The organism is Micromonospora sp. NPDC048905, from assembly GCF_040649655.1.
Lineage (GTDB): Bacteria > Actinomycetota > Actinomycetes > Mycobacteriales > Micromonosporaceae > Micromonospora.
In genome coordinates this window covers 496,151-509,030 of sequence record NZ_JBEZFV010000003.1, presented here as the reverse complement: position 1 = coordinate 509,030, position 12,880 = coordinate 496,151, and the positions used below count along the sequence as shown (strand labels likewise).

At 67.7% G+C, this 12,880-nt stretch carries 7 protein-coding genes; all 7 read right to left on the bottom strand.

Annotation, left to right across the window (positions count from 1 at the left end; genetic code table 11):
* Positions 1-4 precede the first annotated feature (4 nt).
* The 7 genes from fusA to AB0C01_RS10560 all read right to left on the bottom strand — a co-directional run bounded on the left by fusA (position 5) and on the right by AB0C01_RS10560 (position 12,324).
* Positions 5-2,101: an elongation factor G gene (fusA, locus tag AB0C01_RS10590; protein ID WP_357253577.1), complete on the bottom strand. Its 2,097-nt coding sequence runs from the start codon at positions 2,099-2,101 to the stop codon at positions 5-7.
* A gap of 74 nt (positions 2,102-2,175) precedes the next feature.
* Positions 2,176-2,646 carry a 30S ribosomal protein S7 gene (gene rpsG, locus AB0C01_RS10585; RefSeq protein ID WP_030489583.1) on the bottom strand — a complete coding sequence of 157 codons (471 nt, stop codon included), beginning with the start codon at positions 2,644-2,646 and terminating at the stop codon, positions 2,176-2,178.
* Position 2,647: 1 nt separating this feature from the next.
* Complete coding sequence (rpsL, locus tag AB0C01_RS10580) at positions 2,648-3,022, bottom strand: 30S ribosomal protein S12 (protein ID WP_007465318.1); 375 nt, start codon at positions 3,020-3,022, stop codon at positions 2,648-2,650.
* 496 nt (positions 3,023-3,518) lie between these two features.
* The gene (locus AB0C01_RS10575) at positions 3,519-3,890 is read right to left on the bottom strand and encodes a hypothetical protein (protein ID WP_357253708.1); all 372 of its coding nucleotides are present in this window, start codon (positions 3,888-3,890) and stop codon (positions 3,519-3,521) included.
* 571 nt (positions 3,891-4,461) lie between these two features.
* Positions 4,462-4,830, bottom strand: a complete 369-nt coding sequence (locus AB0C01_RS10570) for a hypothetical protein (RefSeq protein ID WP_357253579.1) — start codon at positions 4,828-4,830, stop codon at positions 4,462-4,464.
* Between the two features lie 94 nt (positions 4,831-4,924).
* Entirely contained in the window at positions 4,925-8,812 is a 3,888-nt protein-coding gene (locus AB0C01_RS10565) for a DNA-directed RNA polymerase subunit beta' (protein ID WP_357253581.1), read from the bottom strand.
* Positions 8,813-8,892: 80 nt separating this feature from the next.
* Complete coding sequence (locus AB0C01_RS10560) at positions 8,893-12,324, bottom strand: DNA-directed RNA polymerase subunit beta (protein ID WP_357253583.1); 3,432 nt, start codon at positions 12,322-12,324, stop codon at positions 8,893-8,895.
* Positions 12,325-12,880: the final 556 nt, after the last annotated feature.

The window sequence follows — 12,880 nt, the reverse complement described above, 5'->3', positions numbered from 1 at the left end:
GGCGTTACTCCCCCGTTGCCTTGGCGATGATCTCCCTCGCGACGCTCTGCGGAACCTCGGCGTAGGAGTCGAACTGCATGCTGTAGCTAGCCCGGCCCTGGGTCTTCGACCGCAGGTCGCCGACGTAGCCGAACATCTCCGACAACGGCACCAGAGCCTTGACGATGCGGGCGCCACTGCGCTCCTCCATCGCCTGGATGATGCCGCGGCGGGAGTTGAGGTCACCGATGACGTCACCCATGTTCTCCTCAGGAGTGGTGACTTCAACGGCCATCATCGGCTCGAGCAACGCGGGATCGGCCTTGCGGGCCGCGTCCTTCATCACCATCGAGCCGGCGATCTTGAATGCCATTTCCGACGAGTCGACCTCGTGGTACTGGCCGTCCAGCAGGGTCAGCTTCACGCCGACCAGCGGGAAGCCCGCCAGGATGCCGTACTGCAGCGCGTCCTGCGCACCGGCGTCCACCGACGGGATGAACTCCCGGGGGATCCGGCCGCCGCTGACGGCGTTGGCGAACTCGTAGGTCGGCGAGTCGTTGTCCAGCGGCAGCGGCTCGACGCTCACGATCACGCGGGCGTACTGGCCGGAACCACCGGTCTGCTTCTTGTGGGTGTACTCGACCTTGTCCACCTTGCGGCGGATGGTCTCGCGGTACGCCACCTGCGGCTTGCCGACGTTGGCCTCGACGTTGAACTCGCGGCGCATCCGGTCGACCAGGATGTCCAGGTGCAGCTCACCCATGCCGGAGATGACCGTCTGACCGGTCTCCTCGTCCAGCTGGACGCGGAAGGTCGGGTCCTCCTCGGCCAGGCGCTGGATGGCGGTGCCCAGCTTCTCCTGGTCGGACTTGGTCTTCGGCTCGATCGCCACCGAGATGACCGGCTCCGGGAAGGTCATCGACTCCAGGATCACCGGGTTCGCCGGGTCGGAGAGCGTGTCGCCGGTGGTGGTCTGCTTGAGACCCTGCACGGCGATGATGTCGCCGGCCTGCGCCGACGGACGCTCTTCGCGCTTGTTGGCGTGCATCTGGTAGATCTTGCCGATGCGCTCCTTGCGGTCCTTGGTGGAGTTGACCACCTGGGAACCGGAATCGAGCGTGCCGGAGTAGACCCGCACGTAGGTGAGCTTACCGAGGTGCTTGTCCGTCTGGATCTTGAACGCCAGGCCGGAGAAGGGCTCCGAGTTGGACGGCTTCCGCAGCAACGGGGTCTCACCGTCGGTGGCCGTACCCTCGATCGCCGGAACGTCGAGCGGCGACGGCAGGAAGTCGACAACGGCGTCGAGCATGGGCTGAACGCCCTTGTTCTTGAACGCCGAGCCGCAGAGCACCGGGTTGGCCTTGCCGGCGATGGTGGCACGCCGAATGGCGGCCTTGATCTCCTCGACGGAGACCTCCTCGCCTTCCAGGTACTTCTCCATCACCGAGTCGTCGACGTCGGCCAGGGTCTCCATCAGCTTCTCGCGCCACTCGGCAGCGGAGTCGGCCAGCTCGGCCGGGATCTCCTCGACCGCGTAGTCCTCACCCTTCTGGGTCTCCCCACGCCAGGTGAGCGCGCGCATGCCGATCAGGTCGACGACACCGATGTGGTCACCCTCGAGCCCGATCGGGATCTGGAGCACCAGCGGGGTGGCGTTCAACCGGTCGATCATCATCTGCACGCAGCGGAAGAAGTCGGCGCCGGTCCGGTCGAGCTTGTTGACGAAGCACATCCGCGGGACGTTGTACTTGTCGGCCTGCCGCCAGACGTTCTCCGTCTGCGGTTCCACGCCGGCGACACCGTCGTAGACCGCGACGGCACCATCCAGGACCCGCAACGACCGCTCGACCTCGACCGTGAAGTCGACGTGGCCGGGCGTGTCGATGATCTGGATCGTGTGGTCTTTCCACTCACACTTGGTAGCAGCGGAGGTGATGGTGATACCACGCTCCTGCTCCTGCTCCATCCAGTCCATGACGGCAGCGCCCTCGTGGACCTCACCGATCTTGTACGTGATGCCGGTGTAGAACAGGATCCGCTCGGTGGTCGTGGTCTTACCGGCATCGATGTGCGCCATGATGCCGATGTTGCGTACCTTGGCGAGCGCGTCTGCGGCGGCCACTTCAATCCCTACTTATCGTCGTCTCGACACAACTGGTGGCGGTTCCGGCGCCCGGAGGCGCCGGAACCAGGGTGTTACCAGCGGTAGTGCGCGAAGGCCTTGTTCGACTCGGCCATCTTGTGCGTGTCCTCGCGCCGCTTGACGGCGGCACCGAGGCCGTTGCTCGCGTCCAGCAGCTCGTTCATCAGCCGCTCGACCATGGTCTTCTCACGCCGCGCGCGAGAGTAGGTGACCAGCCAGCGCAGGCCCAGGGTGGTCGCCCGGGTCGGGCGGACCTCGACCGGCACCTGGTAGGTGGCGCCACCGACACGACGGCTACGCACCTCGAGGGTCGGCTTGACGTTGTCCATCGCCCGCTTGAGGGTGACGACCGGGTCGGTGCCGGACTTCTCGCGGCAGCCCTCGAGGGCCGCGTACACGATGGTCTCGGCGAGCTGACGCTTGCCGCGCAGCAGGATCTTGTTCACCAGCTGGGTGACCAGCGGCGAGTTGTACACCGGGTCAGCGACCAGTGGCCGCCGCGGAGCGGGTCCCTTACGCGGCATGTCAGCTCTTCTCCTTCTTCGCGCCGTAACGGCTGCGCGCCTGCTTGCGGTTGCGGACACCCTGGGTGTCCAGCGAACCGCGAACGATCTTGTAACGCACGCCGGGGAGGTCCTTCACCCGGCCACCACGCACGAGCACGATCGAGTGCTCCTGGAGGTTGTGACCGACGCCCGGGATGTAGGCCGTCACCTCGATCTGGCTGCTGAGCTTCACGCGAGCGACCTTGCGCAGCGCCGAGTTCGGCTTCTTCGGGGTGGTGGTGTACACGCGGGTGCACACGCCGCGCCGCTGAGGGGAACCCTTCAGCGCCGGGGTCTTGGTCTTGGTCGTCTTCGCCTGGCGGCCCTTTCGGACCAGCTGCTGGATCGTGGGCACCGGGTTTCTCCGCTCCCTTCGGCCGCATTCGCGGCCGCGCCGTCTGCTCGTTAGCCGGCCTGCTGACCGGCTCTCCTACATTCCGACCTGGGCCACCTGACGGAGGCCCCGGCACCCGCGGTCGGGCGTGTCGCCTCTCCGCGGTCCCGTTGCGGACGCTTGCGCGTGCGATCGGGTTTGTGTCACCGGCGCGCGGGTCGCCCCGCCCCGGATCCTTGGCTTGTCGTGCCGCCGTCCGGGATCCGGAAACAGCGCACGCACGAGTTGCCCGGGCATGCCCGGGCACAAGGGGAAAGAGTACCTACCACAACCGCCCAGGTCAAAACGGAAGGGTCCGGCGACTGTCGTACACCCGCCGGCCGAATCTCGTCCTGCCCCGTCGCCCGCGATGGGCACCTACAGACACAAGTGTACCGGCTCCCCCGCGGGACCACCCGTCGGCCCCGGGCCGGGCAGCGGCAAGCGGGCAGAAACGGGTCGAGCGCCGAGACCAGCCTCAGGTCAGGGTGAGCAGCAGCGCGAGGCCGAGACCCAGGAGGCTGAGCAGTGCCCCCGCCGCGCCACAACTGATTCCGGCCACCGCAAGCCCCCGCCCGGTGAACCGGACCGCAGGGGGCGCGGCCGGACGACGGATCTGCCGCCGGCCGAGCAGACCGATGACGACCGCTCCCACGCCGGCCAGCAACCCGAGGGCGGCGAACGCTCCGGAAGCCCAGGCCCCGCCATCGTTCGCGAAGGCCACTCCGAAGCAGATCACCAGCAACGACACCAGGATCGACGCGATGCCGGCCACCAGGGATCCGATGGCCAGTCCCGACGTGACCGGGGCCACCTCCAGGTGTACGACCCCGAACGGGGTGCCCGGCACCGCCTCCACCCGTTTCGGCGGCAGGTGCTGGGCGTCGGTGGGTGGCGGAACCGGATGACCCGGCATTCCGGGCCAACCGGGTGTGGAACCGGGCGACGGCGGACCCCAACCCGACATACCGGACGACGGCGGACCCCAACCCGGCCCAGACTGCGGCGGACCCCAACCCGCCGGCACACCAGACTGCGGCGGACCCCACCCGTAGGGCACGGCAGCCCCAGGCTGCGGCGGACCCCAACCCGGCGGTGCCGGGGTGGGCACCCCGGCGACCGGGTACGGCTGGCCGGCGTCGGGCGGACTGGTCGGACCCCAGCCGGGCTGCGGCGCGGCGGAGGTCGGCGTCGCCCAACCCGGCGTGGGCGCGGGTGGCTGCGGCTGGCCGCTCGGGGCCGGTTGGGTGGCCTCGGACGGCGTCAGCTCGGACGACGCCGGCTGGCCGGCCGGCTCGTCGGCAGGGGGCCGCGCCGGATCCGTCACGAGGTCCTCCTGTCGACAAGGCCGCCACCGCCGCGCGGCGGACACCGGCCAGGCTACCGCCGGGGGTGCCGGCGCCAACGCCGGGCGCGGCGGCTCAGTCCATGTTCGCCGGGTAGTCGTGACCGAACGGCGCACCGGCCAACCGCACCACGCCGATCACCACCACGGCCACCACGCTGACGGCGACCAGCACCAGGCCGGTCCAGGCCATCCGCTCCCCCCGCCGCAGCCAGCTGCCGCCGGTCAGGAAACCCCCCGAGGAGTACGCCTCACGTCGCGCCTGCCGCGCCAGTTGCAGTGCCACCGTCGCCGGCACCACCCCGCCGATGAACAGCCCGGTCAGCAGGCCGAGCAGCCCGAGAGCGAAAACCGCCCGAGCCTTCGTGGCGCGGGCCGGATCCGGGTCCAACGGGTGGCGCAGGCCCTGCTGCGCGACGGACACCTGCCCGGGTGCGGTCGTCATCCCCCCATCATGCCGAACTCGGCCCAGGGGTGGGTGGGCACGGACACGACGAGGCCCCCGGCTTTCACCGGGGGCCTCGTCGTGTGACTGGTGCTTAGCGGTACGACCCGAAGTCGAAGTCGTCCAGCGGCACGGCCTGCCCGCTGGCCGGCCCGAAGCCGTAGTCGGTCTCCGGGTACCCGGTCATCGAGTAGACCTTGGCCTTGGCCTCCTCGGTCGGCTCGACCCGGACGTTGCGGTACTTGCTGATGCCCGTACCGGCCGGGATGAGCTTTCCGATGATCACGTTCTCCTTGAGGCCGACCAGCGAGTCGCTGCGCGAGTTGATCGCAGCGTCGGTCAGCACCCGGGTGGTCTCCTGGAAGGAGGCCGCCGAGAGCCAGGAGTCGGTGGCCAGCGAGGCCTTGGTGATACCCATGAGCACCGGACGACCGGCGGCGGGCTCGCCGCCCTCCGAGACGAGCCGGCGGTTCTCCGACTCGAACAGCGCCCGGTCGACGAGCACACCCGGCAGGAACTCGGTCGAGCCGGAGTCGATGACCGTCACCCGCTTGAGCATCTGGCGGATGATGATCTCGATGTGCTTGTCGTGGATGAGCACACCCTGCGAGCGGTAGACCTCCTGGACCTCACTGGTCAGGTGGACCTGGACCGCCCGCGGACCCATGATCCGCAGAAGCTCGTGCGGGTCGATGGTGCCCTCGGTCAGCTTCTCGCCGACCGCGACGTGACCGCCGTCGTGGGTACGGAGCTTGACCCGCTTCGAGATCTTGTCGTAGACGATCTCTTCGCTGCCGTCGTCCGGCACCACGATGATCTTCCGCGAGCGCTCGCCGTCCTCGATCCGGATCCGACCCGGGGTGTCGGCGATGGGCGCCTTACCCTTCGGGACCCGAGCCTCGAAGATTTCCTGCACACGGGGCAGACCCTGGGTGATGTCCTCACCAGCGACACCACCGGTGTGGAAGGTACGCATCGTCAGCTGCGTACCGGGCTCACCGATGGACTGGGCGGCGATGATGCCGACCGCCTCGCCGATGTCGACCGACTTGCCGGTCGGCAGCGACCGGCCGTAGCAGGCCGCGCAGACGCCCAGCTTCGACTCACAGGTGAGCACGCTGCGCACCCGGACCGTCTCCACGCCAGCGGCGACGATCTTGTCGACCCCGATGGAGTTGATGTCCTGACCGCGCTCGGCGACCACGGTGCCGTCCGGCCCCTTGATGTCGTCGGCCAGGGTCCGGGCGTGCACGCTGGTCTCGGCGTGGGTGTGGACGACGAGCTTGCCGTCGAGCTTCTCGCCGATCTGCATCGGGATCGCCCGGTCGGTGCCGCAGTCCTCCTCGCGGATGATGACGTCCTGCGAGACGTCCACCAGACGACGGGTCAGGTAACCCGAGTCGGCGGTCCGCAGCGCGGTGTCGGCGAGACCCTTACGGGCACCGTGCGTGGAGATGAAGTACTCCAGCACGGACAGACCCTCCCGGTAGCTGGCCTTGATCGGCCGCGGGATGATCTCGCCCTTCGGGTTGGCCACCAGACCGCGGATCGCGGCGATCTGCCGGAGCTGCAGCAGGTTACCGCGAGCACCCGAGTTGATCATCTTCCACAGTGGGTTCTCCTGCGGCAGCGCGGTGTCCATCTCCTTGGCGACCTCGTTGGTCGCCTTGGTCCAGATCGTGATGAGCTCGCCGCGACGCTCCTCGGCGGTCATCAGACCACGCTGGTACTGCTTGTCGATCTGGTCGGCTTCCTTCTCGTACTTCGCCAGGATCTCCGCCTTGCGCGGCGGAGCGATGACGTCCTCCATGCCGATCGTCACGCCGGACCAGGTGGCCCAGTGGAAACCGGCCTCCTTGAGCCCGTCCAGGGTGGCGGCCAGCGCCACCTTGGGGAAGCGCTCGGCGAGGTCGTTGACGATCGCGGAGAGCTGACCCTTGCGGATCTCGTAGTTCACGAAGCGGTAGCCCTGCGGCAGCGTCTCGTTGAACAGCACCCGACCCAGGGTGGTCTCCACGGTCAGCGGGTCACCCTCGACCCAGCCCTCCGGAGCGGTCCACGCCTCGGCGCCGGCGCCGTTGTCGACACCGACCACGCCACGCAGGCGGATCTTCACAGGCGCCTGCAGGTGCAACTCGCCGTTGTCGAAGGCCATCCGCGTCTCGGCGTCCGAGCTGAACGCCCGGCCCTCGCCCTTCTCACCGGCGGTGAGGTGGGTGAGGTGGTACAGGCCGATGACCATGTCCTGGGTCGGCATGGTGACCGGCTTGCCGTCGGCCGGCTTGAGGATGTTGTTCGACGACAGCATCAGGATCCGCGCCTCGGCCTGAGCCTCGGCGGACAGCGGCACGTGCACCGCCATCTGGTCACCGTCGAAGTCGGCGTTGAACGCGGTGCAGACCAGCGGGTGGATCTGGATCGCCTTGCCCTCGACCAGCTGCGGCTCGAAAGCCTGGATGCCCAGGCGGTGCAGGGTCGGCGCGCGGTTCAGCAGCACCGGGTGCTCGCCGATGACCTCTTCCAGCACATCCCACACGACCGGGCGCTGACGCTCGACCATCCGCTTGGCGGACTTGATGTTCTGTGCGTGGTTGAGGTCGACCAGCCGCTTCATCACGAACGGCTTGAACAGCTCCAGCGCCATCTGCTTGGGCAGACCACACTGGTGCAGCTTGAGCTTCGGGCCGACCACGATGACCGAACGGCCGGAGTAGTCGACGCGCTTGCCCAGCAGGTTCTGGCGGAACCGGCCCTGCTTGCCCTTGAGCATGTCGGACAGCGACTTGAGCGGGCGGTTACCCGGACCGGTGACCGGCCGACCACGACGGCCGTTGTCGAACAGCGCGTCGACGGCCTCCTGGAGCATCCGCTTCTCGTTGTTGACGATGATCTCGGGCGCGCCGAGGTCGATCAGCCGCTTGAGGCGGTTGTTCCGGTTGATCACGCGGCGGTACAGGTCGTTCAGGTCCGAGGTCGCGAACCGGCCACCGTCGAGCTGCACCATCGGGCGCAGGTCCGGCGGGATGACCGGTACGCAGTCCAGCACCATGCCGAGCGGCGAGTTGCGGGTGTTCAGGAACGCCGCGACGACCTTGAGTCGCTTGAGCGCCCGGATCTTCCGCTGACCCTTGCCGGACCGGATGGTCTCCCGCAGGCTCTCGGCCTCGGCGTCGAGGTCCATGTTCTGGACCAGCGCCTTGATCGCCTCCGCGCCCATGGAACCGGTGAAGTACTCACCGAACCGGTCGCGCAGCTCGCGGTAGAGCAGCTCGTCGGTGACCAGCTGCTTCGGCTCCAGCTTGCGGAAGGTGTCCAGCACCTCGTCCAGGCGGTCGATCTCGCGCTGGGCCCGGTCGCGGATCTGGCGCATCTCGCGCTCTCCGCCCTCCTTGACCTTGCGCCGGACGTCCGCCTTGGCACCCTCGGCCTCCAGCTCGGCCAGGTCGGCCTCGAGCTTGGCGGCCCGCTTCTCGATCTCCGAGTCGCGGCTGTTCTCGGACTGCCGCTTCTCGGCCAGGATCTCGTTCTCGATCGTCGAGAGGTCACGGTGACGCGACTCCGCGTCCACGCTCGTCACGACGTACGAGGCGAAGTAGATGATCTTTTCGAGGTCCTTGGGGGCGAGGTCCAGCAGGTAGCCCAGCCGGCTCGGCACGCCCTTGAAGTACCAGATGTGGGTCACCGGAGCGGCGAGCTCGATGTGCCCCATCCGCTCACGACGGACCTTGGAGCGAGTCACCTCGACGCCGCAGCGCTCACAGATGATGCCCTTGAACCGGACGCGCTTGTACTTACCGCAGTAGCACTCCCAGTCCCGCTGCGGACCGAAGATCTTCTCGCAGAAGAGCCCGTCCTTTTCCGGCTTCAGGGTGCGGTAGTTGATCGTCTCAGGCTTCTTGACCTCGCCGTGCGACCACTGACGGATGTCGTCGGCGGTGGCGAGACCAATGCGCAGCTCGTCGAAGAAGTTGACGTCGAGCACTATGTCCCCTATGTCGTCGTCTGTACTGCTAATTCTCGGGTGGGGTCGGGAGCCGGCGAGCCGGCCCCCGACCACTCACCTCAGACCTCTTCGACCGAGCTCGGCTCGCGCCGGGACAGGTCGATGCCCAGCTCCTCAGCGGCCCGGAACACCTCGTCGTCGGTCTCGCGCATTTCCAGGGCCACACCGTCGCTGGACAGCACCTCAACGTTGAGGCACAGCGACTGCAGCTCCTTGAGCAGCACCTTGAACGACTCCGGGATGCCCGGCTCCGGGATGTTCTCGCCCTTGACGATGGCCTCGTAGACCTTCACCCGGCCGAGAACGTCGTCGGACTTGATCGTGAGCAGCTCCTGCAGGGCGTACGCGGCGCCGTACGCCTGCATCGCCCAGCACTCCATCTCACCGAAACGCTGACCACCGAACTGCGCCTTACCACCCAGCGGCTGCTGCGTGATCATCGAGTACGGACCGGTCGAACGAGCGTGGATCTTGTCGTCGACCAGGTGGTTGAGCTTCAGGATGTAGACGTAACCGACCGCGATCGGGTCCGGCAGCGGCTCGCCGGAACGACCGTCGAACAGCTGTGCCTTGCCGGTACGGCCGATCAGCTGCTTGCCGTCCCGGTTGGGCAGGGTCGACTCGAGCAGACCGGAGATCTCCTCCTCGCGGGCACCGTCGAAGACCGGGGTGGCCACATTGGTGTCCCCCTCGGACTCGTGGGCGTCGATCGAGCGGAGCTGACGCTTCCAGTCGGTGTCGTCGCCCTCGACCTTCCAACCGGTCTTGGCGACCCAACCGAGGTGGGTCTCCAGCACCTGGCCGATGTTCATCCGGCTCGGCACACCGAGCGGGTTGAGCACGATGTCGACCGGGGTGCCGTCCTCCAGGAACGGCATGTCCTCGATCGGCAGGATCTTCGAGATGACACCCTTGTTGCCGTGCCGGCCGGCGAGCTTGTCGCCGTCCTGGATCTTGCGCTTCTGGGCGACGTAGACCCGGACCAGCTCGTTGACACCCGGCGGCAGCTCGTCGCCGTCCTCGCGGGAGAACGTGCGCACACCGATGACCGTGCCGGTCTCGCCGTGCGGCACCTTCAGCGAGGTGTCCCGAACCTCACGCGCCTTCTCACCGAAGATCGCGCGGAGCAGGCGCTCCTCCGGGGTCAGCTCGGTCTCACCCTTGGGCGTGACCTTGCCGACCAGGATGTCGCCGGGAACGACCTCGGCACCGATCCGGATGATGCCGCGCTCGTCGAGGTCGGCGAGCATTTCCTCGCTGACGTTCGGGATGTCGCGGGTGATCTCCTCCGGGCCGAGCTTGGTGTCCCGAGCGTCGACCTCGTGCTCCTCGATGTGGATCGAGGTGAGCACGTCCTGCTGCACGAGGCGCTGCGACAGGATGATCGCGTCCTCGTAGTTGTGACCCTCCCAGCACATGAACGCCACCAGCAGGTTGCGTCCGAGTGCCATCTCGCCCTCGTCGGTGCACGGACCGTCGGCGATGACCTGACCGGCCTCGACGCGGTCGCCCTCGAAGACGACCGGCTTCTGGTTGACGCAGGAGCCGGCGTTGGAGCGGCGGAACTTGTGCAGCAGGTACGTCCGGCGGTGGCCGTCATCCTGGTGGATGGTGACGTAGTCGGCGCAGAGATCCTCGATCACACCGCCGACCTCGGCGACAACCACGTCGCCAGCGTCGACCGCGGCCCGGTACTCCATGCCCGTACCCACGAGCGGCGCCTCGGCCTTGACCAGCGGCACCGCCTGGCGCTGCATGTTCGCGCCCATCAGTGCCCGGTTGGCGTCGTCGTGCTCGAGGAACGGGATCATGGCGGTCGCGACCGAGGTCATCTGCCGGGGCGAGACGTCCATGTAGTCGACGGCACCGGGGATGACGTCCTCGGTCTCGCCGCCCTTACGACGGCAGAGCACCCGGTCCTCGGCGAACGTGCCGTCAGCCTTCAGGCGCGCGTTGGCCTGGGCCTTGACGAACCGGTCCTCCTCGTCCGCGGTCAGGTAGTCGATCTGGTCGGTGACCCGACCCTCGACGACCTTCCGGTACGGCGTCTCGATGAAGCCGAACGGGTTGACCCGGGCGAAGGTGGACAGCGCGCCGATCAGGCCGATGTTCGGGCCTTCCGGCGTCTCGATCGGGCACATCCGGCCGTAGTGGGACGGGTGCACGTCGCGGACCTCGAAGCCGGCCCGCTCCCGGGACAGACCACCCGGGCCGAGCGCGCTCAGCCGGCGCCGGTGGGTGAGACCCGCCAGCGGGTTGGTCTGGTCCATGAACTGGGACAGCTGAGACGTCCCGAAGAACTCCTTGATCGCCGCCACCACCGGGCGGATGTTGATCAGGGTCTGCGGGGTGATCGCCTCGACGTCCTGCGTGGTCATCCGCTCGCGGACGACCCGCTCCATCCGGGACAGGCCGACCCGGACCTGGTTCTGGATCAGCTCACCCACGGTACGCAGGCGCCGGTTGCCGAAGTGGTCGATGTCGTCGGCCTCGTAGCCGTCCTCACCGGCGTGCAGCCGGCAGAGGTATTCCACGGTGGCGACGATGTCGTCCTCGGTCAGCGTGCCGGTGGTGATCGGCACGGCGACTTCGAGCTTCTTGTTGAACTTGTAGCGCCCGACCTTGGCGACGTCGTACCTCTTCGGGTTGAAGAAGAGGTTGTCGAGCAGGGTCTGGGCGTTCTCGCGCGTCGGCGGCTCGCCAGGGCGCAGCTTGCGGTAGATGTCGAGCAGGGCCTCGTCCTGGCCGGCGATGTGGTCCTTCTCGAGCGTGGTCATCAGCAGCTCGGACCAGCCGAACTTCTCACGGATCCGCTCGGCCGACCAGCCGATGGCCTTGAGCAGGACGGTGACGGCCTGCCGACGCTTGCGGTCGATGCGTACGCCGACCGTGTCGCGCTTGTCGATGTCAAACTCCAGCCAGGCACCCCGACTCGGGATGACCTTGACGCTGGAGAGGTCGCGGTCGGAGGTCTTGTCCGGCTGCTTGTCGAAGTACACGCCCGGGGACCGGACGAGCTGGCTGACCACGACACGCTCGGTGCCGTTGATGACGAAGGTGCCCTTGGGCGTCATCATCGGGAAGTCACCCATGAACACCGTCTGGCTCTTGATCTCGCCAGTGGTGTTGTTGGTGAACTCCGCGGTCACGAAGAGCGGAGCGCAGTAGGTCAGGTCCTTCTCCTTGCACTCCTCGATCGAGGCCTTGACCTCGTCGAAGCGCGGCGCCGAGAAGGAGAGCGACATGGTGCCGGAGAAGTCCTCAATGGGACTGATCTCTTCAAGGATCTCCGCGAGACCCGAGCGTGCGTGCGGGTCGTCCGCCGACCGGCCCTGCCAAGCCTCGTTGCCCACGAGCCAGTCGAAGGACTCGTTTTGAATGGCAAGGAGGTTGGGGACCTCGAGGTGTTCGGTGATCCTGCCGAATGAAACTCGGCGGGGAGCGAATGCGCTCGACGTACGACTGGTCTTCGCAGGGCGGGAAGCTGCCAAGATGCGTCCTTCCGAGGACCGGTGCTGCAGAACGGCTGGTACGCGTGCACTCCAATGACCCCACCAGAAATATCCGTAAACGGACATTTCCGAGCAGGGGTCAAGTCGGAAGGCAGCGCAAACTAGCAGTGTAGCCGAGAGGCTAACCGCTGTCCAGCCCACCCCGCAGGTCGTTTGCGGAACGTGCCTCGGCCCCCGTAAACCGGGGTCTGCCGGGCCGCTCAGAACGCAACGTCCCCACTGGGCCGCTCAGGTCGACGCGGCCGATGGTGCCGCCGCTGTCATACCCACGTCGTGGCCGTCGCAAGCGCGGTGTCTTGCTGGTGCCAGCGTGCCTGGCAGCCCGGGGCCGCGTCAAGGGCCGGTATCCGGGTCGGCTCTTCTTTCCCACTGGAGGGCGACCCGCCAGGCGCGTCCGGATCGACAGGTGCGGCCATCGGTGCCCAGCTCAGGGGCAGGTCGGCTCCGGAACCACAAACACGGCGGGCGGCGATCCGTGTCGGATCACCGCCCGCCGCGACGCGATCGTGTCCCGGCTCACGAGCCAGGTACGCGC

Coding starts and splice junctions, on each gene's coding strand:
- rpsG (WP_030489583.1), bottom strand. CDS start 2,646: ATGCCGCGTAAGGGACCCGCTCCGCGGCGGCCACTGGTCGCTGACCCG.
- AB0C01_RS10570 (WP_357253579.1), bottom strand. CDS start 4,830: ATGACGACCGCACCCGGGCAGGTGTCCGTCGCGCAGCAGGGCCTGCGC.